Below are 25,570 nucleotides of genomic sequence, written 5' to 3' on the forward strand. Positions count from 1 at the left end.
ATTAGGCTCAGGTATTAGCTGATGATGCCATCATCGAAGCGGTATATGGATAATAAATTGAATTTAAAAGGTTTACCGTGAAAAAAATGACTCTGCCACAGCGTATTCTGTTTCCATTAATGGCGCTATTTATTCTGGCCGGCTGTGCCCGTCCGGATACTACATTAAATATCAACCCAACCATGAACCTTCCTCAGCAAGATCCATCGCTGATGGGGGCAACCATCAGTATCACCAGTGCGGACCAGCGTCAGGATAGCGCTTTAGCTAAAGTGAATCGTGAAGGTCAACTGTTAACGTTAACGCCTTCAAGAGATATGCGTTTTCTGCTGCAGGAAGCGTTAGAGAAGCAGCTGCGCGCCCGTGGTTATATGGTAGGTCCGGAAGGTAGCGTTAATGTACAGATCATTATCAATAATCTGTACGCCGACGTGCAGGAAGGTGACTTACGCTATAACATCGTCACCAAAGTAGATATCTCAATTGTCAGCCAGGCAAAAAATGGCCAGCAGCAGACTAAAAACTTCCGCACTACCCACAACACCAAGGGTGCCTTTACCGCCAGCAATAAAAACATCGAGAATGTTATTAATGAGGCGTTAACCGATATGATCAATGAAATGGCGCAGGATACCAGCATCAGCGACTTTATCCGTCAAAATGCGCGCAGTTAATCCAGTACTCACCCCTGCTCAAACCGGCAGGGGTTTCTGATTCTATGACTAATTATTATTTTAAAGCGTTTACTCAGCGTAATACCGCGGTATTGCTACTGCTTGGTTTTGCATCGGGTCTGCCTCTGGCCTTAACCTCCGGTACTCTGCAGGCCTGGATGACGGTGGCTGGTCTGGATTTAACCACCATTGGTTTCTTCTCTTTAGTTGGACAGGCCTACGTTTTCAAGTTTCTCTGGTCACCGTTGATGGACCGCTACAGCCTGCCATTCCTTGGTCGCCGCCGTGGCTGGATGCTGCTAACTCAGGTTGCACTGGTTATTCTGATTTTTGCCATTGGCTGCCTGGATCCTCAGCACGATTTATGGTTAATGGCTGCGCTGGCGGTAATGATTGCCTTTTTCTCCGCCTCTCAGGACATTGTGTTTGATGCCTACAAAACCGACGTGTTGCCGGCAGAACAGCGGGGAAACGGAGCGGCTATTTCAGTATTAGGCTATCGTTTAGCCATGTTAGTTTCCGGTGGTCTGGCACTGTGGATTGCCCATTATTATCTGGGATGGCGTGCTACTTACTGGTTGATGGCGTTATTGATGGTTATCGGCATTATCGCCACCTTATGGGCAAAAGAGCCAGAAACCATAACCTCAACTCCTAAAACCATTGAGCAGGCGGTAGTTGAACCGCTAAAAGATTTCTTTGGTCGCAATAATGCCTGGCTGATTCTGTTACTGATCGTGCTGTATAAGATGGGTGATGCCTTTGCCGGCAGTCTGAGTACCACGTTCCTGATTCGCGGCGTAGGTTTTAACGCCGGTGAGGTGGGTCTGGTCAATAAAACGCTGGGCCTGTTTGCCACCATCATTGGCGTGCTGATTGGCGGCATTCTGATGCAGAGATTAACGCTGTTTCGTTCGCTGATGCTGTTCGGTATTTTGCAGGCGGTATCCAATTTTGGTTATTGGATTCTGGCGGTGACCGATAAAAACATTATCACCATGGGCAGCGCAATTTTCTTTGAGAATCTGTGTGGGGGAATGGGTACCGCAGCCTTTGTTGCTCTGCTGATGACCCTGTGTAATAAATCATTCTCTGCCACTCAGTTTGCCCTACTCTCAGCGTTGTCCGCTGTTGGTCGGGTTTATGTTGGCCCGGTTGCCGGTTGGTTCGTTGAGCATTACAACTGGCCTCTATTCTATCTGTTTACCATTGTAATGGCAGTTCCCGGATTGCTGTTGCTGGCGGTATGCCGTCAGACTCTGGAACATACCCAACAGACAGATAGCTTTATGCCTAGAATACATTTTTCCCGTCAGTACCAGTTGGCTATCCAATTCGTTATCGCCGGTGCAATTATGCTGGGGGCATGGCTGGTATTGCTGTTTGAGTCCGCAACTGAATTCAGTTCTCTCTATTATATAAAAGAAGCACTACTAAATATTGGTGGCCTGCTGTGCCTGATGGGGATATTGATAGGCTGCTGGTTGGATTATAAATCCATCAGGAAAGAGCCATCTGAAGTGACTAAAAGCATAGAATAACTTTAGAGCACCTGAATTACAGGTGCTCTGAAGCCTATAATAAAAACATTTATTATCATATTGATAAGAAATTTCAAAACGCTCGCAATTACATTTAATCTTTTCATCATCGTCCTGACAATTTTGATATTGGTTTAACTATTCTACGATTTGATCCCCGATCGTTTTTTGAGAAATCAATACTTTTTGAGCACAGTAAATAGCCTCTTTATCTATTACCTCTATTGAATTCTCTTGTATGAAGACCTCAAGAGCGCAAACCCCTTTTGAATCATTAATTAGTGCAATGATACTCCCACCATTGCCTGATTGAGAACCGATCTTCCATTTTGAAAATAACTCAGAATCCTCAGAATAAGAGATTGAAACAGGCAGTGATATTTGTTCATTTGGCCTAATAACATTGATTCGTTTTAATTGTTGTAACTCTTCTAATGTTGGCTCCATACTGCCTGTATGCTGCATCGAATAGATGTATAAATCTTTATTAGTATTATTATGTAAATAAATCGTCGGAGCCAATCGACTAAAATAGAAAATAATCAGCAATGCGATACTCAATATAACTAAAAATTTTTTATTCAATTTCATAAGACTTCACTATTTCTAATGGACATGCAGTATGCCAGCACCAGCGTGACAGAAAAACAGGATAGCGATAGCTGATAACATTGCCAGTAATAATATATTTACTAGTAATATCAATAGGATTATTAATTCAGATTATGAAGCCGCGCGCGATAAATGACAGGTATTTACTGTGATAAATCGCCGCGCTTTCATTTTCCAATGGTGCAATTGAATTACAGTATTATGCATCTGGTTGTATCGGCCATTCAATATCTGGTGCTGTACTGGTATCAATTCGAGTTAATAACACTCGGTAGACCTTCCAAGCTTTCAACGTTGCCACTTCTTCAGTCGAGGCTATATCGAGCTCAATAGCATCTGATAATGGGTTAATAATTAATGTTGCTGTTGAAAGTAATGTTGTTTTCTTCAAATTAGCTTCAGCTATAAGCTCGTCTTTTGATGGAGCTGGTCTATCAATAAGGACAGGCTGGCCATTTTCGATTGAAATAATTTTCCCGTCAGCCTGCCCGTTAATTAATTCCGCATGTTTTTCTACACTGACTTCAACAGCGTTATTGGGAATATCTGTATTTAACACTGAATCATAGAAACCAATTGGGTCGGGTGAAAAAAATATAGTCATATTAGTATCCTATCGCTTATTAGTATCCTATCGCTATGTATCGACCACCCAGTCCGGGTGATGCTGTCCGTGAAACAATAGTGGATCGTGAGCCGGGGCAAGCCGCAATATATGTAACAGCACCTGATGCGGGGGTGTAATCCATCGTTACAGCAGCATGTAGAAATGCGGTGGGAAACGTCACGGGCAGCATAGTTGTAGTATCGCCACTGATTGTACTAACACCGCCCCATTGAATAATTAACCCAGACGGCAGTTTTTGCCAACCTCCATTAAACGCAGGATTAAAAGACCAACTGGGAGCTAGTCTTAACACGGCATCACCGGTTGCGTGCCACACTTTAACTTGTTCAACAATGAAGGTCGCGCTCTCAGTAGGTTTTAACGTGAGAGTTGTTACTGTTGACATAGGGATGGATATACTGTTGGATGAGTTTCCAACGGAAATGGTGATATTGGTATCTTTCACATTCCAGATAGTTATTGTTTGACCACAACCCACGATATTACTTATATCAGGTAATGTGTAGGCTGATGGTGAGCTATAGTCCACCCAAAAACGAGCTCCAAATTGTGCTGTGGTTATCTTGCTAGTAGTTAACAGACTTACATTACTATAAAAATTACCTTTGCTCTGTAGAGTTTTGGGGTTAACAACTTTCTCTGTACTTCCCCCGTCAAGTACCTCACTTACTGTCGCAAAAGGAATACTACTCAATTTACTATCAGCTAAATCATATGCCTTCTTTACGGCACTGGCAGTAGCTGCATCAGTACTTGAGTCACTGTTCGTTGCTGAGCTTAATTTAACAATACCCGCCGTTGTCGTTGAGGCCGCCCCAGTTTTACCATCTAGCGCCTTTTTTAAATAAGCAGTCCGGTTAGTCAGGTTGCGTAACGGTGCATTCATAACTCCACCGGGGCCACCTAATGCCCGGTCAGACGTTTCTAGCTGTCTAACTCCTTCCCATGCTTCTTGCTCTGGTAAATCAGCCATTGGATATGCTCCCTAAGTTATATTGGCCATCAAGGTATTTGGTACCATCAAGACGGAATGCCGCCTCCTGGTAGTCGAGACTTTCTAAGTAGCTTCGGGCAGGTGTAAAAGCGATAATAGCTTTGCGTAAGTTGTCGGCCTGATCGTTGGTAATGGCCTCTTTTAGGATTATCCGGTATCTGGCCCAAGCTGAACCATCACCCAGCACATGAGAACCATCGAGCAGAACGGAGCCGTCCAACGTCCAGTCATAGATGTTTTCTATCAGCTCAACTTCACCGAACCCAAACCGTCTTATGACCTCACGAACTGCCCAAGGGGTGCCTTTATAGCGGTGAAGCTCGATAGCACCTTTAATCAGGCTACGTTTTGCATCGTCAGATTCAACTAACTCCCATCCATCACCTAACAGGCTGAACTGTTCGGCTAAAAAAGGGAAAACGGCAGAGTTAACAAGGTCAATCAAGTAAACCAGAACAACTTCCAGCTCCAGTTCATCAAATATCTCTTCAGCCATCTGACTGAGAGCTGCAAAACGAATATCACCGGCTAATGGGGGCGATATATGGCTGCTATTCATCACTGATACCTACGGGAAGAACCTGAATGCCAGTACAGACTGCCCATTCATAAGGTTTAACGACACGTTTAGTCGGGCTATTCAATGTGATGTCATATATGCCAGAAACAGAAAGCGTTTTGCTTACCTGATGAGGAACAATATCAATCCCAAGCCTCAGCGCTCTTGCCGTTTCCCATGCTGTTATCGCTTTTTCAGCAAGGCTGATTGTTGTGGTGACATCAGCGGAGCGGTACAACGTCAATTCAGCGTTAATATCGTATTCAACTATCTCAGGCACCTTGACTAAAACACGGTCATTGATAGGACGTTTTTTCTCAGAACTGAGCTTGGTTTCAATAAGCTGAATGAGCTCCACTGTTGGAAGCCCATCTTTGGTTAATGGGTATATCCAAACTTGCCCTGGCGGTATGCGGTTATCCAAATCAGGGCCAAGAACGACCACATCAATAATGGATTGGTGAACGGATAAGGCGTGAAACTTATAAGCGCCATAACTCCCGGCGCTGGTATAACCTTCAGGTGCCAACATCATCCGCTCACGTAATGCCGGCGTGGTTTCCTCATCATCACCGCCAGCGGTAGTACTGATATTACTGACCAATAAACCCGCATCCAGAAAACGTTCTGATTTGTTGATTTTGCCGGGGAGATATCCATTACCCTGTTGGCCAACAACCTGGCAGGTTGCGCTAACATCCGCCGACAATGAGCCAGCAGGAATAACAACATCCAAATCCGTACTGAAGGAAACGCTACCATCTTCATTACCGACGACAGTAAACATAGGAATGAAAATATCCTGAGTAATGGCTGCATCGAATTGCCAACGTAACGTACAGCGTGCTGGTTGTGCGGGCAAACGGATAACACCAACCAACTCCGCCAGGTAATCAATAATGGGGGCTTCACTGAAGCGGGGTAGCATTTGTTCCCCAGTGTGTTGAATTCTGGCTAATGTACGGGTTTTGGCATAAGCCAGTAGATTAATAAACAGATGCTCAATCTGAGCCGGGTACAATTTTTTACCTGATATCTCTTCATATCGGGTAATCAAATCCAGCTCAATAGCTTTGGGGTCAATGCTGACAAACTCAGGTGGTGCTAGTTCGCTCATAAGCGACCTCACTTTCTTCTATACCGTCTGCCACTTTCCATTTAACGCGTAAGGTGACCTTGGAACTGTCTATATCAACAATAACCTGAATAACTGTTACTCTCGGCTCCCAGCGCTTAATAGCCTCCACAGACTCACGGACAAGGTAAGGTGTGATGAGATTGGCTGGCCAGTCGATGTACTTATTGATATCAGAACCAAACTCAGGCCGATGTGGGTCACTCCCTTTAGGTGTTAATAGAATGACCCGAATCGCCTGGTTTAAATCCGACAAGCCTTCAACGACAGAACCGGGAATTCCCAGTTCTGGTTGCCAATGCGCTGATGTGATGGAGTTCAGTATTTTCATACGGCTATGATAGCTGGATGGGGGAATACTGATTTTAATGAAGGTTAAAAAGACTTATTGCGGCTGGCCCGTTGATGATGAACCTGTTTGAATGCCGGGATGAGTATGGTTTTTTAATGAGATACCATCGGCGATAACATCACCCGTCACATTAACAACACCAATAACCGTTGTACCGCCAGCTCCTGCATTAATGGCTACACCTGATGCGGCATTGATTGTGACACCAGCAGCGGCGTTAATCGTTACGCCTGCCGGAGCGGTTATATTCACAGTGCCTTCTGAGATACTGAGATCCAGCTTATGCTCTGAGGGGGAATAAGAAAATTTTGTACCATCCTTATATTCCATATAATCAGTATCATCATCCTCGATAGGTGGCGGTTCCGCCTCAGAATAAACAGCGCCAAGTAATACACCACCTACACCATCATCTTTAAGAAGGATAGCAACCGGCGTACCCAGTTCGACAGGACAACGGCGCTTTGATTTTTTGGAGTATCCCTGTGGGACTTGTAACCAATAAGAGGTCAGCCCATTTTCATGAAGGTCAACCCGGATACGACAGGTTTTAGCGTTCCATGCGGAGACAGTGCCATATTCAAGATTCATTTTTTCCCCATTTGTCCATTCTTCACATCATAGATAACGACTTTCTTTTTAGGTGTGGATGTAGATGATGTGGACTTAGATTTATCCGCTTTGACAGTGACAATATCGGCCTCTCGGATGCGGCAGATATCCAGGGCGGTATTCCATCCCCCGGAACGGTCTAATTGGTGCTGTGCAGATTGGATAAGGTAGTCACCATTCAGTTCACCACCGGCTTCCAGTGTGATTGAATTACCACTGAGATAATTAGGATTACCCATTAAATCAATATTGCCGCCAGTACGCTCTCGGTTAGCTTTTGCCAGTTCTGCCTGAGCCTTAGCCGTGGCCACTTCAGGAGAAGTCGAACGGGTTGAGGTTTTGATGGTGTCGGCGCTGGTTGTTGACTTGCTAACGCTAGAGTCTTTCGCCGTCATTTCACCGTTCTTAACATCATAAGTAACGGTCTTGTTCTTAGCGGGATCGTGTGACTTAACCTCCACCGCTTTGGGTACCTGTTTAATCTGGTCACGAATATGGCCACCGGAAATATCTGTTAACTTGAAGGTGGCCACAGAGGAAAGGCGTAAAAGCTCAGAAATGGCATGAAAAATTAGCTTACTGCCTTCAATTTTGAAAGCATAGTCATATTCATCAGCCAGTTTTTTAAGAAACTCAATATCAGACTCTTGCTGCGTCAACCGGTCTAAAGCGATAGGTTCAATAGCGCCAACTAAGGTTAGACCCTGACGATCTGCTATTTGTTTAGCGATTTTATCCAGCGTCATTTTTTCATAGGCACGGGCAGTTTTCGTTCTGACTGAATTCTTGATACCTACCGCCTGAGCGGTAATGGTCACCGTGCTGGGTGAGAACTGAAAATCGATATCGTTAATCTCGAAAACGCCAATCTGGCGGCGTTCCTCTCCCAACCACCCCAGCTCAAAGGTCAGTTCATCACCCTGGCCGGGATACCATTCGCCATACCAACGGCCGTCAATATTTTCTAACGCAATAGACAACTCATCAGCCTGACCACTAAGAAAATCGGTATAAGTAATCGATATCAGGTAAGCAGCCAATTCACTGCTGATGTCTTTCTTTTCATATAAAAGCCGAAAATCAGACACCGGCACGTTATTTTTTATGACTTCCATGGCGGCATTCCTACTGAAGATGGTTTGCTTTCCAACAGCGGGATAGCAATGGTTATTCCAGCCTTAAATGTGGGTGTGATGGCCACATGGCGATTAGCGGCAATGATTTGAGGATAAAGATAAGCATCGCCATAATAGCGCCAGGCGAGTTGATCCCAACGTTCACCCTCAGTCGTGATATGAAACCGGTATTGCTGGGTCATGATAATAGTCTCCGGGTGGCCACGCCGACGCTCAGCGCCAGCGCGTTGGAACTGGCGTTTTCCAATGAACTTGAGGCATTACCCATGCTATCTGCCGCACTATCGAGACGATCCCAAATCGATAAACTGTCATCTTTCAGATAATCTACAGCCTGGCGTACATCATCCAATGCCTGTTTACCGGCATCGACGAGCTCTTGGCCATCTCTGAACACATCCGCTAAACCTGATAACTGTTCCAGTGGCCCGATAGCGCCACCGGTAATTGATGACAGTTCGGAGAGCGCGCCTAGCACTGATAGTGGATTTTCTTTAATCTCGTGATAAGCATCGATACCCGCATTAATCACATTCATGGCGGTCTTGGCATAGCCGATCGCTTCCTGAGCCATATTCTTCAGGTCAGTTCCGGTCTTAGCATCAACATAGGTCAGAAGAGAACCCAGCAATCCTTCACCCGGTGCCGCACGGGTAAATTCACCGGTATATTCTCTTAATGTCAGACTGACCGTGGCAGAGCGAATACGGCCACCCGGAGTGGTGGTGTTGGCGTTGGTATCAACGTTGGCGATGACATACGGCACTTTATAATCACCATCCCCCATAACCAGCGCCATGGGTTCATGTTTTTCTTTTGCTTCCCTGAGTAAACGTAACTGAGTTTCGGTCTTTACCAGATGGGAATGGAACAGAACTTCAAAGGTAATCTCATCCAGTTCGTCGCCGACATACTCCAGTTTTGGCTTACCTTGAATAAGGGCGTGTTCGGCCCACGTCACCGACGAACGATGGCCATAGGCATGGGGGCTGCTCAGAATATCAAATGAAAAATCACCTAAAATGGCCCAGCGTTTCATCCGTTAATTCCTTTATAAGCACTGCGATTAGTACGATGTTCATACTCTTTCATCAGCCTCTCAAACTCGCTGAAGCTCATCTTTAATGCATCGTTAACCTGTGACCTAACATCACTATTACCCTGAACGGTAATCTGAGGGGCAAACGTGATGCTCATTCCTGATGATGAACTGGCGAACTGTTGACTGCGAATAGCATCGGCACCCGGAGACTGAATACCTGGTACATTATTATTGAGTAAGTTGGGGGCTGATAAGGTTGGGCTGGCCAGAGGGATGTTCGTGGCTGAAGCTAAATCGAGAGCCGCTTTACCAACCATCCCAGATTGATTGTCGATACCAATAGCAGCACCTTCAGAAATGTTTTCCCCAAAGCCAATGAACACTTTGCTGGGGGAATTAATACCTAACTGCTCTTTAAACCACCCACTGACAGAGCTACCGACACTGGTAATAGAATCTTTAACAGCGGCCATCTTGCTGGTAATACCGCTGATTAAACCATCTAGCAGCGCTTTCCCTGCATCGGCAAATGAACCAGGTAGTTCAACGCCAAACCAGCTTAAGACGCTGCTGAATAGGCCCTTGAACATACTCAGTGGAGACCAACTGGTGATTTTATCTGAAGCGCTCTGAATACCACTGCTGACCGAACCGGTGATAGTGTCCCAAGTATTACTGAACCAGTCGGAGATACTTCCCCAGACCGTTCTGATAGTTTCCATCGGTGACCAGGCGAACGCGGCTTTAATCCCTTCTGAGACTAAACCGACTGCTTTGAACATAAGCTTCAAGGGGAGTAAAACAATATTGATGGCTTGGCCTAACACCTGACCAAATGACCGCCCAGCGTCCTTGGCGTTCGTCAGTTCCTGAGCCGTAGAGTTGACGGGCTCAAATAACTTAGTAACCCAATCCCAGGCTTTGGATACCCATTCAACCAGCGGCTTAAACAGCTCGCCGACAGGGCCAAAGACTTCAGTAAAGGCGGCACCGATAGGCTCAACGGCTTCGGCAATACCCTCAAATACACCGCTAAAAAAGGCTTTGATGGGTTGCCAGTACTTGTAAATCAGCAATGCGGCCACGGCAATAGCCCCAATCACCAACCCTATAGGGCTTAAGAACATCATTCGCCCAACGCTGGCAAAGGTTTTACCGAGTGTGGTCACTGATGCCGCTATACCAGGGAATACACTGCTGAATCTTGTGCCGGTGGCAGACCCTAGTAACATACGAGCCCGGAATAGCTCTAACTTGGCACTGCTATTAGCCAGCGCAACGTTCAACATGGCCATCGGAGATTTGACAAAAAAGTTCATGCCCCAGGATGCACCCAATGTGGCCACTTTAAGAGCCACGACAGCCGTAGCGGCTCCAACTAGACCAGCAACCAACTTAGGGTTTGCGGCTATCCACTCGGATAAATTTCCAATAATTGGCAACAGCGTATCCACCAACTGGATGACTGGTGGTAACAATGCATCACCCACAGTAATGGAGAGCTCTTTTAGGGTGTTACCAAAGGCTTTAAACTTCTCCATGGGTGAGTCCATACGTAAATCAGCGGTTTGTTGTAATGTACCGGCTGACTCACCACTAGACTTTCCACCATCGCGAATACGGTCATACTCTTCTTTATTCTGCCGGTACCCCAGCACCATATTGACCTGATTGTTATCCTTGAAAATTTCAGATAGGCCAAATTTCTCCATTAGCTCAGCTTGTTTTTCCGCATTTCCCTTGTACTTGCTCATCTCAGCCATACCCGCTTCGCCGAGTCTTTTCTCTAAGAAGCCGCTAGCGATATGCATACTGGCTTCAAACTCGCTATATCCATCAGCCACGGCTTTTTGCATCGAAGCCTGATAATCAAACTCTTTGTTGGGGTCGATAGTTTTGTAGGCACTTGAGAACGCTTGTGCTCGTTTATCGCTGTTCATTTCTGTCAACCAGCCTTTTAGACCGGCCATGGCATTTTCGGCTCCCATCGTGCCATCACCAATTTGTAAGGTGGCGGCAATATCACCCAAGGAATTCATGCCTAGCTTATTTTTCTTAATTTCATCACCAAGCTGGCCAATGGCATTAAACATATTAGCCATGCCATAACCGCCTTGCTTACCCGACCAAATCAGTTGATCAAGCGCCTGGCGCATTTGCTCTTCACTGCCAACGCCCATATCTCGTAATGCCAGAAACGACTCGGCACCTTGATCCATGCTGACGCGTAGCCCGGTGACGGCCTTTCCGAGTAATGGGGTATAAGCCTGGATCTCCTCCATGCTACTGCCGCCTTCCACCAACTGGCCGACACCCACCGAGAGTTCCATATGGCCTTGGTTCGTGCCTTTTACCGCATCTCGAACGACTTTACCCAGTTGGGCTTCATCTTCAGCGCTTAAGCTGCCTTTGATCCGTGCATCCCTCAAGCTATCTTTAAGTTCGGCACTACGGCCAACGCTCTCCCTGAGCATGGTGGCATTCCCCCAGGCCGCAGCGGCGGTACCTATCATTTCCCCGCCCATAGCCTGGCGCTGATCGGCTAACGCCTTTTGTTTGGCCATGGCGGCATTGAGCTTGGTTTGTTTGGTTCTTAATCGGTCAAGGGATTGGCCCAGGCGCTCATATTGGGTACGCAGTGCTTGAATATTACGGGTGGGGTGGCTCAGAGCCCGGCTCATAATCTGGCCTAGGCGCTGCTGGCGCTGGGATAAGGCTTCAGTGGTTCGGCCTAGCCGGTTAACGGTAGTATTGGCATTACCAAAAACAGAGCTAAAGGCGTTATCAAGCACCGCTCCCAGGCGTAGACCTACAGAGATAGTATTACTCATAACGCCTCTATATTATTGATTCATCGCTTCAATGCGCTGGTTATTCCGCTCTTGAGCCAGTTCAAACCACCGCCAGTATTCGTCAACAAAACTCAGGTTATCTATCTCAGCCGGTGACAATCGAAATTCGAGTACCAGCCATTCATCGATAGACTGTAAGTTTTCAGGACTCGTCGGTAGATTCTCCACATAAGTTGCGAAAGGTTTTTGATACCTAAGCGCTATCAGCCAGCGTTAGTGCATCAATATCTTCCATCGTCAGACCAGTCAAAAGAGCAAATAGAAAGGTTTCCGAATCAGCCTGTTCTTTGCTATGGCGCTGGGCTTTACGCATGTCACCACGGGTAGGTACACGCATAACCAGTTCACTTAGGGTTTCGCCGGTACCGAGGGTAAGAGAACGTAATAAAGGGATTTTGGTATCAGTGAGAAAATCAGCTTTCTTGCTCATATTCAGGCTCCAGAAGAGAACTAAAAGGAAAAACTATTGAGCCCTGATTCTGTAGCTTATTGATTGACAGTTATTTTAGCGGGGTTTAAAAAAACACCCGGAACATGTCCGGGTATTTGAGCAGTAATGTGAATACTGACTATTGGCCAATATTAGCTCGATATTTAGCAAGTTGGTCTTTACCATCCACCCGATAAATATTGGTGAGGTAATCTAACATCAAAGTCTCTTTCCCATTCACGAGCTGTCTGATTGATGTCACGCTAAAGGGTGTTTCAAACGTTGTCGCCTCTCGGGGTTTATAACTACCGAGTTGGTATTCTTTGAATGCTACCGTCATGAGTGTAACGAGGGGCAACTGATCAACTCACCCCTGGCTTGTATGCACGTCAATATTGCTACGGCATTGCAGAGAAACTGTTGTAAACGGCGTAGCAATTTTACTGACGGCATCTTGATAAAGGGAGTTCCAGACTATCTTTCCCTCCACCTTATCTAAACCATCGGGCAGTTCAATCACACCAACAAGTCCAAGGCCGTTAAAGTCGGACATGACCGTTTTGACACTGCCTAAATCAACTTCAGATGCTTTTGCCAGATAGCTGTTACCGTCAAGATAAACCGCCGCATTATTAATTCTGTGCGCTTGAAAACCCGCCATAATCAGTTACCTCCTTTCAGGGCTGCAAGATATTCACCGGTAATCTCTGACTCATACGTGATGCGCTCCATGGGTGGTGGCGGTGTCATCTTGTACTGAAACAGGACATTTCCCAGTTCTAATTGAGTTTGAGGGTTGCGTTCTGCGTCATACCAGCACTCGCCACCCAATAGTGCGCCATCACCAATCAGCTTTCTAAAGAACTGATTGACCGATTCAACGATGGCATCAATGACGGCCTGTGTGATGGGCATATCCACAAACTGTAGGGATGAATAGCGGATACTCTCATCAATGATGTCTTTAACCCGACGAACGGAGATGAAGTTCTTCATATGGGTCGTCGATGGCCAGGCTGCGGAGCGGTTTCCCCAGGAACGTAAACCGGTACCAAAACTGTTGAAGACAGTCACGATGCCATTTTCATTCAGAAGATTGACTTCACTATTCGGGTCATCAATACGGGCAGACAGTGAACGTTCAGCACCGACAATACCTTTAAACTCCGTATTGGATGGACTCCACCAGTAGCCGCGCTCAAGGTCTTTTGCGGCCATAAGCCCGGCTTGGCGCTGTGACATTGGTTCTAAAAAGTTACTATTGGTCGCTGAATCATAGACCTTCAGATGTGGGTAACAGAGAATAGCCCGATCGCTGGAGGTCGCAAAGTTGATAGTACCCATCGGGCCACGACCACTGATAGCCTGATTAGGCGTGGTACCAATCGGTGCATCGATTAATGCCATAGCACCATATTTATCAGCAGCGGCAATCAGCTCAGTACTGACACTGTTTAAGGTACTAAAGCCCGGTGCAATAATGAGTTTGGCAAAGAAACCATATCGGTTATAGGCATCTTCCAGCGCATTTAAGCCGGTGCGATTTCCAGCCGCATTAACTGCACCAATAATCTCAGCCGGTGTCACTTTACTTGGATCGGCATAGGTATAGTCAACCATGACGGTGCCTTTTGCCGGAATACTGCCAGTGGTCATTCGGATCAACTCACCAGTGACCAGATTGATGGTGTAATCCGTATCTACCACATGAGTGACGTTATCGGCTTTTACGACAGCAGAAATAATGGCGGCATGAGGTAGAGAGGCCCGATTATTCACACCAAAGGTTATTGAATGGCCAGTGGCCTCATTACGGTGTTTATCCGGGTCAAGGACGTTAATGATAAAAACGGTACCGGCACCATGATCGTAAATGGCTTTCAGGGCATACGGGATAGAGAAATTGCTTAACCGAGGGCCGAATTCAGCACCGGCGCTTTCAGACAAACACAGAGTTAAATCATTAACTGGCCCACAAGGCGCTGTACCAATTAGCCCAATAACAGCGGATTTAACCACACGGATGGCGCGAGGCCCATTTTCAATTTCAAGGGTTTCAACGCCGTGTAAGAAGTTAGCGGCCATCGTCTTTTTGCTCCTTGGTTTTCGCCTCACCTTTGACGGTTTTAGCGACAGGTGCCAGTGGTGTTAACAGCTTTTGGGCTATTAACGTTTGGGTATATTCATGCTCACTGGGTAACTCTACAGAAAGGCCCGGATAGAGCATGATGTCCTTTTCTTGCTCTGTACCATTAGAGTCAATAAAGCGTACAGTGACGCTACTTTGCGGCCCGTGATACACATAGGGTGTAAATTTCATGGAATATCCTCATAAGCCAAATGGGGTGAAATGCCCATATCGGCCTGTATCTGATTAGTCTTGGTCGTAAAATCCAGAGCGTATTGCCACACCCCAGCGTTCTGAGCCAAAAAGGACTCACTGACAGGTTTAAGCGATACATCACAGTGAGGGGGTATCCAGCCGGTTAGGGTTAATCGCAGTTTATCCAGATAAGCGATAACGCCGGCTTTACCGTGTAACTGGCGAAACATCAGCGTGAGGGGAATGGTCATCTCACGATTCATCCAGGTACTGTCTATCGCCTCATTGGTCGCAAAGCTGCTGCGGGAATAACTGATAAGTACTGCTCCAACAGGATGATTAAGACGATAGTTAGCGGGTTGCTCAGGAAAATACTCGATCGCCAGCTCCCGGCCATGAACCTCTTTCAATCGGTTTAAAATGCCATCTAAGATGTCAATCGTGATACTCATCGCCATTTCTCCAGCGTGCTCTTTCCCCATAGGCGTTTAGATGCCGAAACTCTAAATACGCTAGGCGCATTGGTTTCAACCACGGTATCGTCTATTTTGACATTCAGGGAGATGGCACCTTTCTGGATCTGGCTTAAGGTATCCAGGGCATCCTTTTTGCCATCTTTGACCACTTCCGGCATAGCCCCTTCAGGACGGCGCTGATAAAGCCAGTAACGGGCCAGATACACTACTGCATCACGAATGATGGTCGGAACGGATGACAATGGCAGAGGGTAACGAGAGACTAAATAACCGTCTGCCAGCTCTTCTGCATAGTTGATCGCATCCTCCAAAACGGCTGCATCATAATTTTCCGACGCTGGATCATCGTGGGATAGCCAGATTAGCGTTTGTTTGGGAACTGCCCGTTCCAAATCACTCAGTGTGCAGTAGCGCATGGCCGTTTCCTTAGCTCATCTTCAGTTCAACAAGGGCTTCAGGGTAAGTACAAATGGCCAGCGGGTTAGCCTGGGCTTCTAAATCCCAGCCTTTACCCATGCTGCGTTCTTCCGCTTTGGCATATAACGCTAAACCAATGGTGTTGACCGTCTCGTTGTAGTTCGCCGGGGCGTTGTACATCTTATAGACACCGCCTTTGGCGATAGGAAAGACTCGCGCAACCTTGTCCGAAAGGAAGTTTTGATTGGATACCGTGGCGTTATACTCTTCAAATTCGATACCACCGAACGTAAAGCCTTTACGCATATCACCACCAAGGCGATCGGCCGCTTCCTGATAGTTGGCATAGGCTTTTTGTACATTAGGGTGAGCAACAAAGGCATCAAACCAGTCCTTGCCACAGAACGCCTTATAACCTGTCACCAGTGCGCCGGTCAGCTTTGACTCACTATGGCGTTTAGCATCCGTTAGAAGCTTACGGACATCGGTATCTTCTACGCTGAAAGGTACATCAATGCTTTTTTGTGTTACGCCAAACTCTTTATACAGGTCATAGATAACGGAGCCATCAGAATCCAAAATACGGCCACACAAGGCACCAACACGTTGGAATTCACGGGTGACTTCCAGGCTGTTTTTCATCGTTTCCAGCTTATTGTTGATGGTTTGTGCCTGATAGTCAGTTGCATCGTTGTCGCCAAAGGAATTAAAGTTTTGCAAGTCAGACGGTAACAATTGAGCTGAAGCGGGTAAGTGGGTAGTTTCAAAAGTACGGCGTTTGGCCTTACTGTTTTTAACCTGCGTTGGATCTTCATCACGGCCAATATTCTTGACCAGGAATAAACGACCATCACGGCTTTCAATCAGAACGGACGTGGTGGCAATCCCTTCTTCTTCAAAAATACCCAATTCACCCGCACGGGTCGGGATGGCTGGGATTTTATTGATGGCTGCCGTTAGCGTAGTAACGGTAAACATATCTGCTAAATTCATTCTCTTTTTCCTTTATGCCTTAAGTGGCTAAACAGGGGTTAAAGCTGCTCTCTGGCAATAATGCCCAGCGCTTCCAACTCGGTGTATGCCGTGGTCTTTTGTGCATCAGTAACACCTTCAGGCCACACCAGACCATCAATGGCCACCACGGCACCACGTGCAATCACTGCACCAAGACGTTCACCAGTCGTGGTATCGATATGCTGTGCCAATACGGCAGCGGCTTTTTTTGCAGCACCTGTGCCCGCTAAATCAATGGCATAATATTTACCGGAGACTTTGGCCAGAACGGTTCCCAGCTCATATTTTTTATCCGCTACAATCATGCCCCGGTCTTTTGTCCAACCCGGTTTCACTTCAACCAACAGAACATCACTTAATACTTTCGGTTCGTTATAGGTAGTCATAATTTAAGGTGCTCCTACTTATTACGGCTGGCGCGGCGTTCTGCATCAGCTAATAGTGGGTTAACAGAGGTGTTTTTCGGCGCTGAGCTTTTCCGGGCCACTTCGCTAAAATCCACTACATCAGGTAAAGAACGAATAAACGCCTGAAGAGCTGGCGTAAGCGGTTTGTTCTTACCACCTTCACTAAATTCCAACTTACTGGTACCGCGCTTTTTAGATGCGGCTTTAAGCATGGCTCTAACGGCTGCACGGTGGCTAGGCTTAACCTTGCGACGAATCACTTCGGCAAAATCAGCACTCTCACCATCAATTTCCAGCTCTTCCGCTTGTTCCAGTAGCTCTTCGTTTTCTGCTTTTAATCGCTGATTTTCTTCCGACACAGCCACTAACTGAGCGGCGACTTCCGGTAAAATTTCATCCGCACCGGCATCCTGAATAGCGGCAGCACCTTCTTCGGTAATGATTTCAGCGGCCTTTTCTTCACCCAGCTCTTTAGTCAGAAAAGCGACTAGTCGCGCCAGCAAACCTTTTTTATCGGTTGGATTAGCTGCATCAGCCATATTGGTATCCTCATTAAGATTTTCGTTAAAACACACAATACCTTGTCCACCATCCGCAAATTCAATCGCCTTCAACCCCTTTACGGCAGGTGGCATAGCCCCAGAAAACCAACGTGGCGCAGGTAATAAACGCCAGGTACTGGATTACTAGGTTCATCCGGTTCGTAAAAGGAAGGTGATATCTTTTTAAATCGGGCAGAACGGACGAGTTCAGCAAATGCCTCATCAACCTGATGGGGTTCAATGAAGAGCCCTTCAGGTGTGGCAATCATTTGCTTTACCCAACCATAGGCAGGGTTATTGTGTTTCGGGTGGCCAACAACCAGCGGTGCTTCATGCAGATCCATATTGTAGGCGCGAACGGTGGCTTCAAAGTCTTTCAGGGTGAAAGAGATAGGTTCGCCTTCCATCGGCTGATGGGTACCAGGCTTAAAGATATGGATAAGTTTGGACATTAATATTCACCATGCTGTTGTTAGTCATGGCTACCATGTCAAATTATCCGGTTTGGTGATTTTAATCGGGGTTAAATAAGAGACTGAGAGATAGAGATTTAACGAATCCGTAAAGGGTAGATAAGAATGGCGGCTGAAGTGGGCCTATATCGATTTATAATAGCCTTTTAGCGATGTAAACGAGCAAAGACAGATAAAGGCTGGTTAAACAGGTGAAAACAGCTTAGCCCGCCTTAAATTGGCGATTAATCTGATGTTCCCGCTGCTCTGGCTAAATGGTTAGACAGCAGATCAATAATATCTTCCTCATCTTCAGACGACAGACCGATGTAGGGCCGTGCTTCAATATCCCCCCAGGGCAGAGGTACACCATACCGAGTTTGACCATATTGGCCTTTTTTCGCCCCAAAATGTTGGGTGCCGCCGTACTCCATTAGCGAACCAAGCAGCACGTGATTAGCATCAGACTGGTAGTTAATCTGAGTAGACAGGCTCCGAGTATCACCAATCAGTGGCCTGGTATCCCGCTTATTGGCCAGCGTCACGTCACTGTTTGCGGCCCATTGTTCACCTAATGGCCCCATACCCACTTCAAAACGGCGGCGGGTACTGTTAAGCAGGATTTCACCGATGTTTTTAAATACCGGTGTCAGGTCTAAACCCGCCTGTTCAATCTGGCTCAGTAGTTGGTTAACCGGCGCACTGTCGAGTTGTACGGTAATTTTGGCCATAACTATGCTTGATCCATTTCAATATAGGTACCGGAGGCGGTTGGCTTCGCTCGAACGTTCCACGATTTACCTGAAATATTCACAACGGTTTGCCTCTCACCCTGACTGTTCTGCTGCCACTGGGCGTTATCTAGCTGGGTTTGGAGCTGGCGAAAGTCAGATGGACTTAAATCAGGGTATTGAGTCCGTAGCTTCATGATAGATTGTCGGCTTAAGGTCAGCACCGGGCTCTTAACCGCCATTTCGACCATTTGCTTACTGTTCATCACAGCCACAGGCCATTCCCCCTTCAGACGACCATTGTAAAATGACAGAAACACATCAGAATTAATGAGTTTTTCGACGTTCTTTCTGGCAATGGCTGAATCCAGAGTATTGAGTTTCTGCTTATTGGCTGCCAGGGCATTTTGGGTGGCGCTCTTACCGGGGGTATAGTCAAATCCGGGCATCACACCTTCAGGAACCAGACGTTGTTCACCGGTATTGGTATCGGTATAAAGCTGAGTTTTTCGGGCTGGGGCTGTATCCGGGCCGGTTTTACCCAGTTTTTTCAAATCCCGCTCACTACAGGATTCGACAATACAGTTACACCCGAAACCGTTCGGGGGATAATGTTCATCCCAGAAGGGATCATCGGCAGGAAGCACCAAATTATGCCATTTGGCGTGCTCTTCTCTGGGGTTAATCACTGAACGGTGAAGATAACGCCAGTAAGGGCGTTCTGCTAAAACATCTGGGTCGGTAAGCTGAGCATAACGACCCGCTGCATGGGATGATTTCAGGTTTTGAGTATAGATAACCTCGGTGCGCCAGGCTTTACCGGCTTTACTGCCTTCACCCGTCCAGCCTTTCCAACCTTGTTTCTCTACTACCTGATCAAAGTTCTGACGGAACCACTGGATGCTCTTACCTTCATCAATAACACTTTGCATCGCCTTCTTCAGGTCATTAACCAAATCAGCTTTCATCGCACCGGCTACAATAAAACCATGGTCATGCTGTTCTCTGGAAATATCATCCCAGCGCTCACTGGGGATAGCTAGCTTCTGTTTGAAGTAATCACTCTGCTGGTTAAACTTTTGCCCGAAAACACCTTTAACGGCCATTATTCACCTCATCACGACCTTGTAAGTTAATCACGGTAAATGCGCTGGCCATCGCTTGGGCTAGCTCATCTTCAGACAGATTATCAAACTCAGCCAATAGCCGTTCCTGAAGCTCTTCCATATTCTTGGCTTTCTCTGCAAAACTGCGAATACGCTCAATCCAGCCATCAATAATGGGTTGAGTCTCCCGGCTTAATTGGTCTGCGACAGCTGCCACGGTATCGTTGGGCTTTTTCGGTTTTTCAGCAAATGAGGGATAGCCCATACCGGCTGATGGTGGAAGCTGTTCACCTAGATCGCCTTCTTTTAAGTTATATTCGCGAATGAAGTATTCGTTGGTAAAATTAGCGCCAGCCGTTTTAAGGATTTGATCGCGTTCGGCTTGAGTTTTATCAATCGTTTCCGGCGACCACATAGACCAGACTGGAGGCTCTTCTTCCTCAGAGAAATTGAGCTCAACGGTCCAGCGGGTTAAGGTGTTCATGGCTTCTGTCACCAGTTCGGCATCAGCATCCCTGATATCTTCAGTCACTGTTAGTCCTGCCTGAGCACTCGCATTGGTGGTATCGGCTTCCGTTGTCTGATTCGTTCCTGTCAGGGCAATACTGACTTCAGAACGGCAGAACATCATAAGGCGTTCATAGATATCGGCGCTGCTGCCTTTACCTGCGGCTTCTAGGATTTCAATAGAACTGTCGTCAGGAATAGCGGCAACGGCATCCTGAACCATTGCTTCAAGGCTATCCAGTAACGCATCCACCTCTGTATTATGGGTATTGCGTGGGTGTTTACCGACCAGGAATGGGCTACCGTACTTCTCGGTAAACTTGAGCCAGAACTCGAATCCACCACGCTTAAATGTGGTTGGCCAGAAACAACGGCTCAGGTCAGCAATGCCGTAAGGGTTCTCATAGGTAGCATCTTGGCGAACTAAGATAAACTTACGCTCAGGTAATAAAATACCGTCTTTATCCTCTTTGGTACGCATACGCAGACGGTTTTCATCATCAAAGAAAAACCACTCCGCAGGCTTGGCCACTACGTCCACCGGCACAATCTTGTCATCAACATCAGACCACATCACCTCAAGCGGAGTGTAGCCATAGAGTGGTGCATCTAATGCATCACTGATGACGGTTCTCATTTTTAGCTTAGAAAAGACCTTTTCAACAAAGTCTGCGACCTGCGTTTGTGACTGTTCCCGGTCAAAACCGTATTCAAGGGCAAGAACGGCTGACTTACGGCGACGAACGCAACCACCTACGTGAGCATCAGCCGTCAAATCACGATAAACCTCGATACTTTTGCCCATTTTACGCAGGACAAGATCGGGATTTTGTAATTTTCCACTAATCCCTAATGAGCCATTAACGCGTGAACGGGTCGCTACAGCCTCTTTGGATGGTCTGTTTAGCTCGGAGAAAGAGACAAACTCATTCGGACTAACCCAAATACCCTGACTCATTATTTGTATCCTTTTAACAGTTGTGTGGTTGCCCGTTTACCACGTGAATGGGCCTTGACCGGGCCTTTACTCATTTCAATGGAGGCATACCAGGCTAAAACCAGTGCAATGGCCGTGTCACCATGGCGATAGAGCTCTGGTTCTTTCAAATCTTCTTTGCGAACAGACGACAGCATAGGAATACCGTCAATCTCTTCTATGGAGTGAATATCCTGTTTGACGTTATCGTCAGCGGGTAAGGTGATAATGCCGTCCTCAAATCCCTGGATCATCTTAGGCATCCACGTGCCATACCATGAGCGGCTTAAACTGACCTGAGCAATGCGGTCATGACCAAATTCGTCAGCGGTATATTCAGCCAATGTCTGGCCGGGGCCGGTAGCATCCATCGCACCAGAGAAGCGTTGAATAGCCCGGAGTAAATGCCAGAGGATTTGCTCCTGCTGGCGAGTGGGCACCTTGTGCATTTCGATAATTAGGGGCACATCACGGTAAAGGTTTGGCAAGGTGGCCATCAGTAAAATGGATGAAAAGTCACGATGCCGGGCAAAGTCATCACCAAAGGAATAACGTAAGTTTTTATCTAACCTAGCGATAACCGGATCTAGATAACGCTTGATCCAGTCTTCAGCAAAAGCGGTTCGCTCAAACATGGGCTTTTTAGCAAAGTCATCATCCAGAACCAGACGTAGCACCACGCGATCGGGACTGGGTGGCATGGCGTTTTCAATCCAGACACCCGGAATACACACACCATTACCATCACGCGGAATAGCATCAAGTTCCTCACGCATTGCCGCTTTACGGGGGCCATACGCGTTACGAATCCGGGTATACCAGGCTTTTTTGCTTTCGACTGTTGGGACTTCACCTTTCATGAAACAAACGCGCTCAAAGAGTCCGTTCGCCACAGCATCATCAAACGTCACCCGATATACAGAGGCATCAGGCCCATAAAGACCATTTTCAATATCATTAACAAACTGATTGAATGGATTACTTTTACCCTTGTGGGAAGAGATAACGATAATGCGCCCACCCCAAATTAGCAGGGCAGTAGCTGCATCCAGTACCCCTTGAACATCTTGATGGAATGCCGCTTCATCAATAATAACCAACCCTTGTAAACCTCGGATATTCGCTGGGCGGGATGAGAGTGCGACAACCTGATAACCGGATGAATAGCGGATACGGTAAGCGGTTATATGGCGGGTTTTACCGTTCTCATCCTGATCTTCAAATAAGAACTCTTCGATGCTGGAAACTGAAGCACTTTGCTGTTCCGCAATAACACGGGAGAATTTGGCACAGTACCCAATGAACTCTAAGCCTTTTTCCTTGGTATCACCGATATAGAAGACATCCATACCCCCAATCGCTTTCTGTGATGCCGCTGTCAGTACCGCCTCAAAGCCAAAGGCAAAGGTAATACCGGTACGTCTCCCTTTAGGTACGGCGAGAATAGAGGTTTTAATCTTCAAAACCTCAATCTGGTGCGCCATCAGCACACCCTCAGCCGTTGGGTTAAAGTTATTGGGAATATCACGCGCACGGGACGGTAATTCGTCCCATTCAATAACACGTAAGGTTGAGGCTAGCGGCTTCATCACTTGATCCCCAAGATTTTCTCACGCCAGAATTGAACGGCATTCTCATCCAGCCCTTGAGCTTTCGCTTCTTTTTGAAGGTTTGACTCTTGCTCACGCAAGAGCTTATCTCGAGTGACTTTCTCAATTTCCTGACGCTCTTTGAGGCTCATGGTTCGGGCCTGCATGGCTGCTCTAGCTGCACGAGATAGCTCACCCACTTCTTTAATTGAAATATCATCGCGCTCGTGGGCATTGAAGGCTGCTCGGGTGGCCAAAGTTGTTACTGCCTGAGCTAATAGCGCACCGGCTTTATCACCAATACCATCCCCCAGTTCATCAACCAGAACGCGGGATGCGGTCTCTATTTCCCTTAGGCTTTGAGTCATTTCCTCAAAGCCAGCACGGTAGCGGTAGAGACTAGAACGGCTTGGTGCATCAGTTTGTGGGTATTTAGCCCTGATATTCTCCAACATTTCATCCAGCGTTAGTCGGTCATCGCGTAGCAACTGTTCAATATGACTACGAACAGAAGGATCAAGTTTGTGGATGGTGGATTTACGTCCCATGATTAAGCCCCCGGACGCTTCACGCCAGGCACAATGGCACGGCCTGAAGAGACATCAAGACCTCTTGGTGTGAGAGTTGCTACAACAACCGTACCAATATCATTCAATGACACCAGACCTTGTTCCTGAAGCCAGTACAATTCACTTTTGATAGCATCACGGCTGGGATAATGGCCATACTGGCTTAAAGCGCTGTATAAAACTGAACTGTTAGCGCTGTATGCGGGCAGTTCTGCCAGTAATCGCAACATCACTAACCGTTGGTCTTCTCTTAAAAACTCGGCATAACTCATGATTGCTTGCTCCTCATCAGGTAGTCATTAACGCGATCAAGCCCTTTTACTAGCGGTTGCATGGTTTCACGCATACCTTGCATTTCTGCCCGGATGGCTTTCATATCCCCATGTAAATCATTTACCAGATTCTGTGACGGGGTATGGCGGATCTGCTCTTCCAGGGCAATAATCCGGGTTCGGAGTTCTAACAGTTCCTTACCGCTGGCAGATTGCCGACTCATCAGCCATGAATAGATACCGATGGCCGCTGTGACTAACCATTGCATGGCACTGAAGCTAAAATTCATATCAGTGAAGTTCATCGTCTCATCCTTTTTTCTTCCATCTGCTGGCAGTCAACACAGAGGGTTGTGCTTGGCAGTAACTGGCGGCGCTTTTCTGGTATAGCGTCACCACAAGCTAGGCATGTTAGGCTGCCAATGCCTTTTGGCTGCTGATTACGTGCTATTAGTGCGCGTTCCCGTTGCTGAGTTTCCAGCTCACTAGCGCGATCAATGTCGTCCATCGTCTGAATCCTGTAGATAATTAAGTAACTCAACGTAGCGCCCGGCACACAGGCCATAGCCGTCATAAGCCTGTTTTAATGCAATAACGATAGCGTCATCACCGTTGTTCTCCGGTGCTGGCAGAGGGAGACAGCCCACTGCCAATGCCGCTGGTAGCAGCCTGATTGGCTCGTAGTCTGGCCTGTTCAAGTTGGTGCATGACATCAGGAGGAAACTCACAGCGATTGCGAGTAACGGTTTTAAGTACATAGCGGATCTCCTGAGTACTATGTTGGTCAGCAGCCGTTCGGGCCGCTATTTTTACCGACAGGGTTTTGCTGGCTCGGTTTGCATTAGTTGCCAACTGCTGGCTGGCAGATACAAACTGACTCAACTGGCTTTGTGCCGATTCAGCTTTACCTTGAGCGCAATCCAATTGGCCTTGGGATAATCCCTGTTGGTAGTAATAGCGGGAGAAACCCAGCACCAGAGCAATAACGCTGAAAATGAGGTATATCGTTCTTAATCGCATACACCGCCCCCCCAGCCAGCATCCTGATATAGCGGTTGCCAGCGGTTAATGATTCGCTCTGGATAACCCCGATTTTCCTTAAAGTTGGCAGCGCTGCGCCCGGCATTAACATACTCAACCGAGCCCCAATAACGGCTGGCATCAAGTCCCTGAGCCGCTGCCTTCTTCTTGTCACGTTGAACCCAACCCAAACCACCGTTGTAGGCGCTTAGCGTGAAGGCCCAGCGGTCACAATCGGTCTGCGCGGAGATACGCTGGTAATGCCATCGGTTATAGATAACCAGCGCTTGTAGAGCCCACATCGGGTTATAGGGTTGATTACCGTCGAGGCGATCAGGATAGGTACCGGCAATCCACTTTGATGTTCCTGGCATGAACTGAGCTAAGCCGATAGCACCGACTGGCGAACGGGCATCAGTGCGCCAGCGGCTTTCTTGATGGATTTGGGCAGCGAAAGTGGCTACCGGTGCATCCAGTCCCCATTCAGCATGAGAAACGCGGATAAGGTCGCGCTTATAACGGGCCGCATCAGCCGGTATTGTTGAAGCCAGCACCGGGTGACAGGCCGTTATCAATAAGATGAATAAGATAACGGCTCTCAT

33 protein-coding genes and 1 pseudogene are annotated in these 25,570 nt (G+C 47.1%); 2 read left to right on the forward strand and 32 right to left on the reverse strand.

Going from position 1 to position 25,570, the window contains the following annotated elements; translation table 11 throughout:
* Positions 1 to 92 precede the first annotated feature (92 nt).
* The gene (locus tag EKN56_RS06250; protein ID WP_130593619.1) at positions 93 to 674 is read left to right on the forward strand and encodes a lipoprotein; all 582 of its coding nucleotides are present in this window, start codon (positions 93 to 95) and stop codon (positions 672 to 674) included.
* 44 nt (positions 675 to 718) lie between these two features.
* Positions 719 to 2,215 carry a muropeptide MFS transporter AmpG gene (gene ampG / locus EKN56_RS06255; RefSeq protein ID WP_130591012.1) on the forward strand — a complete coding sequence of 499 codons (1,497 nt, stop codon included), beginning with the start codon at positions 719 to 721 and terminating at the stop codon, positions 2,213 to 2,215.
* A 138-nt stretch (positions 2,216 to 2,353) separates the two neighbouring features.
* Here the strand turns inward: ampG and EKN56_RS06260 are convergent, their stop codons facing one another.
* The 32 genes and pseudogenes from EKN56_RS06260 to EKN56_RS06410 form a co-directional block, all read right to left on the reverse strand.
* Entirely contained in the window at positions 2,354 to 2,806 is a 453-nt protein-coding gene (locus tag EKN56_RS06260; RefSeq protein ID WP_130591013.1) for a hypothetical protein, read from the reverse strand.
* Between the two features lie 220 nt (positions 2,807 to 3,026).
* On the reverse strand, positions 3,027 to 3,431 hold the full coding sequence (locus EKN56_RS06265; protein WP_130590769.1) for a tail fiber assembly protein: 405 nt from the start codon (positions 3,429 to 3,431) through the stop codon (positions 3,027 to 3,029).
* 19 nt (positions 3,432 to 3,450) lie between these two features.
* Positions 3,451 to 4,428 (reverse strand): phage tail protein, encoded by a 978-nt coding sequence (locus tag EKN56_RS06270; protein ID WP_130590768.1) that lies wholly within the window; start codon positions 4,426 to 4,428, stop codon positions 3,451 to 3,453.
* Positions 4,421 to 5,008 (reverse strand): phage tail protein I, encoded by a 588-nt coding sequence (locus EKN56_RS06275; RefSeq protein ID WP_130590767.1) that lies wholly within the window; start codon positions 5,006 to 5,008, stop codon positions 4,421 to 4,423. Before EKN56_RS06275 ends, EKN56_RS06270 begins: the two co-directional genes overlap by 8 nt.
* Positions 5,001 to 6,125, reverse strand: coding sequence for a baseplate assembly protein (locus tag EKN56_RS06280; RefSeq protein WP_130590766.1), 1,125 nt, complete (start codon positions 6,123 to 6,125; stop codon positions 5,001 to 5,003). The genes EKN56_RS06275 and EKN56_RS06280 overlap by 8 nt, the downstream gene beginning before the upstream one ends.
* Positions 6,103 to 6,474, reverse strand: coding sequence for a GPW/gp25 family protein (locus tag EKN56_RS06285; RefSeq protein ID WP_130590765.1), 372 nt, complete (start codon positions 6,472 to 6,474; stop codon positions 6,103 to 6,105). Before EKN56_RS06285 ends, EKN56_RS06280 begins: the two co-directional genes overlap by 23 nt.
* A gap of 54 nt (positions 6,475 to 6,528) precedes the next feature.
* A complete protein-coding gene (locus tag EKN56_RS06290; protein ID WP_130590764.1) occupies positions 6,529 to 7,086 on the reverse strand; it encodes a phage baseplate assembly protein V in 558 nt (185 codons plus the stop codon).
* The gene (locus tag EKN56_RS06295; protein WP_130590763.1) at positions 7,083 to 8,222 is read right to left on the reverse strand and encodes a phage late control D family protein; all 1,140 of its coding nucleotides are present in this window, start codon (positions 8,220 to 8,222) and stop codon (positions 7,083 to 7,085) included. Before EKN56_RS06295 ends, EKN56_RS06290 begins: the two co-directional genes overlap by 4 nt.
* A complete protein-coding gene (locus EKN56_RS06300; RefSeq protein WP_130590762.1) occupies positions 8,210 to 8,425 on the reverse strand; it encodes a tail protein X in 216 nt (71 codons plus the stop codon). The genes EKN56_RS06295 and EKN56_RS06300 overlap by 13 nt, the downstream gene beginning before the upstream one ends.
* Positions 8,422 to 9,282, reverse strand: coding sequence for a phage tail protein (locus EKN56_RS06305; RefSeq protein WP_130590761.1), 861 nt, complete (start codon positions 9,280 to 9,282; stop codon positions 8,422 to 8,424). Before EKN56_RS06305 ends, EKN56_RS06300 begins: the two co-directional genes overlap by 4 nt.
* Entirely contained in the window at positions 9,279 to 12,116 is a 2,838-nt protein-coding gene (locus EKN56_RS06310) for a phage tail tape measure protein (RefSeq protein WP_130590760.1), read from the reverse strand. Before EKN56_RS06310 ends, EKN56_RS06305 begins: the two co-directional genes overlap by 4 nt.
* 214 nt (positions 12,117 to 12,330) lie before the next feature.
* A complete protein-coding gene (locus EKN56_RS06315) occupies positions 12,331 to 12,567 on the reverse strand; it encodes a phage tail assembly protein (protein WP_130590759.1) in 237 nt (78 codons plus the stop codon).
* 139 nt (positions 12,568 to 12,706) lie between these two features.
* Positions 12,707 to 13,228: pseudogene (locus EKN56_RS06320) on the reverse strand (phage major tail tube protein).
* Positions 13,229 to 13,230: 2 nt separating this feature from the next.
* Entirely contained in the window at positions 13,231 to 14,652 is a 1,422-nt protein-coding gene (locus tag EKN56_RS06325) for a phage tail sheath subtilisin-like domain-containing protein (RefSeq protein WP_130591014.1), read from the reverse strand.
* Positions 14,642 to 14,887, reverse strand: coding sequence for a hypothetical protein (locus tag EKN56_RS06330; RefSeq protein ID WP_210405335.1), 246 nt, complete (start codon positions 14,885 to 14,887; stop codon positions 14,642 to 14,644). The genes EKN56_RS06325 and EKN56_RS06330 overlap by 11 nt, the downstream gene beginning before the upstream one ends.
* Positions 14,884 to 15,342: a Gp37 family protein gene (locus tag EKN56_RS06335; RefSeq protein ID WP_210405334.1), complete on the reverse strand. Its 459-nt coding sequence runs from the start codon at positions 15,340 to 15,342 to the stop codon at positions 14,884 to 14,886. The genes EKN56_RS06330 and EKN56_RS06335 overlap by 4 nt, the downstream gene beginning before the upstream one ends.
* Positions 15,339 to 15,782: a gp436 family protein gene (locus EKN56_RS06340; RefSeq protein WP_130590757.1), complete on the reverse strand. Its 444-nt coding sequence runs from the start codon at positions 15,780 to 15,782 to the stop codon at positions 15,339 to 15,341. Before EKN56_RS06340 ends, EKN56_RS06335 begins: the two co-directional genes overlap by 4 nt.
* A gap of 10 nt (positions 15,783 to 15,792) precedes the next feature.
* Entirely contained in the window at positions 15,793 to 16,776 is a 984-nt protein-coding gene (locus EKN56_RS06345; RefSeq protein ID WP_130590756.1) for a major capsid protein, read from the reverse strand.
* A 38-nt stretch (positions 16,777 to 16,814) separates the two neighbouring features.
* Positions 16,815 to 17,183, reverse strand: coding sequence for a head decoration protein (locus EKN56_RS06350; RefSeq protein WP_130590755.1), 369 nt, complete (start codon positions 17,181 to 17,183; stop codon positions 16,815 to 16,817).
* 14 nt (positions 17,184 to 17,197) lie between these two features.
* Positions 17,198 to 17,839: a hypothetical protein gene (locus EKN56_RS06355; protein WP_130591015.1), complete on the reverse strand. Its 642-nt coding sequence runs from the start codon at positions 17,837 to 17,839 to the stop codon at positions 17,198 to 17,200.
* Entirely contained in the window at positions 17,824 to 18,198 is a 375-nt protein-coding gene (locus EKN56_RS06360) for a hypothetical protein (protein ID WP_130591016.1), read from the reverse strand. Before EKN56_RS06360 ends, EKN56_RS06355 begins: the two co-directional genes overlap by 16 nt.
* 245 nt (positions 18,199 to 18,443) lie before the next feature.
* Entirely contained in the window at positions 18,444 to 18,929 is a 486-nt protein-coding gene (locus tag EKN56_RS06365; RefSeq protein ID WP_130591017.1) for a phage virion morphogenesis protein, read from the reverse strand.
* A 2-nt stretch (positions 18,930 to 18,931) separates the two neighbouring features.
* Positions 18,932 to 20,035, reverse strand: a complete 1,104-nt coding sequence (locus tag EKN56_RS06370) for a phage head morphogenesis protein (RefSeq protein WP_130590752.1) — start codon at positions 20,033 to 20,035, stop codon at positions 18,932 to 18,934.
* Positions 20,025 to 21,500, reverse strand: a complete 1,476-nt coding sequence (locus EKN56_RS06375; RefSeq protein ID WP_130590751.1) for a DUF935 domain-containing protein — start codon at positions 21,498 to 21,500, stop codon at positions 20,025 to 20,027. The genes EKN56_RS06370 and EKN56_RS06375 overlap by 11 nt, the downstream gene beginning before the upstream one ends.
* Positions 21,500 to 23,107, reverse strand: coding sequence for a hypothetical protein (locus tag EKN56_RS06380; RefSeq protein ID WP_130590750.1), 1,608 nt, complete (start codon positions 23,105 to 23,107; stop codon positions 21,500 to 21,502). The genes EKN56_RS06375 and EKN56_RS06380 overlap by 1 nt, the downstream gene beginning before the upstream one ends.
* Entirely contained in the window at positions 23,107 to 23,655 is a 549-nt protein-coding gene (locus EKN56_RS06385; RefSeq protein ID WP_130590749.1) for a phage protein Gp27 family protein, read from the reverse strand. The genes EKN56_RS06380 and EKN56_RS06385 overlap by 1 nt, the downstream gene beginning before the upstream one ends.
* 2 nt (positions 23,656 to 23,657) lie before the next feature.
* Positions 23,658 to 23,948 carry a VpaChn25_0724 family phage protein gene (locus EKN56_RS06390; RefSeq protein WP_130590748.1) on the reverse strand — a complete coding sequence of 97 codons (291 nt, stop codon included), beginning with the start codon at positions 23,946 to 23,948 and terminating at the stop codon, positions 23,658 to 23,660.
* Positions 23,945 to 24,253, reverse strand: a complete 309-nt coding sequence (locus EKN56_RS06395) for a DUF2730 domain-containing protein (RefSeq protein WP_130590747.1) — start codon at positions 24,251 to 24,253, stop codon at positions 23,945 to 23,947. The genes EKN56_RS06390 and EKN56_RS06395 overlap by 4 nt, the downstream gene beginning before the upstream one ends.
* Positions 24,250 to 24,456 (reverse strand): TraR/DksA family transcriptional regulator, encoded by a 207-nt coding sequence (locus EKN56_RS06400; RefSeq protein WP_130590746.1) that lies wholly within the window; start codon positions 24,454 to 24,456, stop codon positions 24,250 to 24,252. The genes EKN56_RS06395 and EKN56_RS06400 overlap by 4 nt, the downstream gene beginning before the upstream one ends.
* Entirely contained in the window at positions 24,443 to 24,595 is a 153-nt protein-coding gene (locus EKN56_RS20890; RefSeq protein ID WP_168189566.1) for a hypothetical protein, read from the reverse strand. The genes EKN56_RS06400 and EKN56_RS20890 overlap by 14 nt, the downstream gene beginning before the upstream one ends.
* A complete protein-coding gene (locus EKN56_RS06405) occupies positions 24,555 to 24,968 on the reverse strand; it encodes a hypothetical protein (protein ID WP_130590745.1) in 414 nt (137 codons plus the stop codon). The genes EKN56_RS20890 and EKN56_RS06405 overlap by 41 nt, the downstream gene beginning before the upstream one ends.
* Complete coding sequence (locus EKN56_RS06410) at positions 24,959 to 25,570, reverse strand: transglycosylase SLT domain-containing protein (protein WP_130590744.1); 612 nt, start codon at positions 25,568 to 25,570, stop codon at positions 24,959 to 24,961. The genes EKN56_RS06405 and EKN56_RS06410 overlap by 10 nt, the downstream gene beginning before the upstream one ends.

Source organism: Limnobaculum zhutongyuii (assembly GCF_004295645.1).
In the GTDB taxonomy this organism is placed as follows: domain Bacteria; phylum Pseudomonadota; class Gammaproteobacteria; order Enterobacterales; family Enterobacteriaceae; genus Limnobaculum; species Limnobaculum zhutongyuii.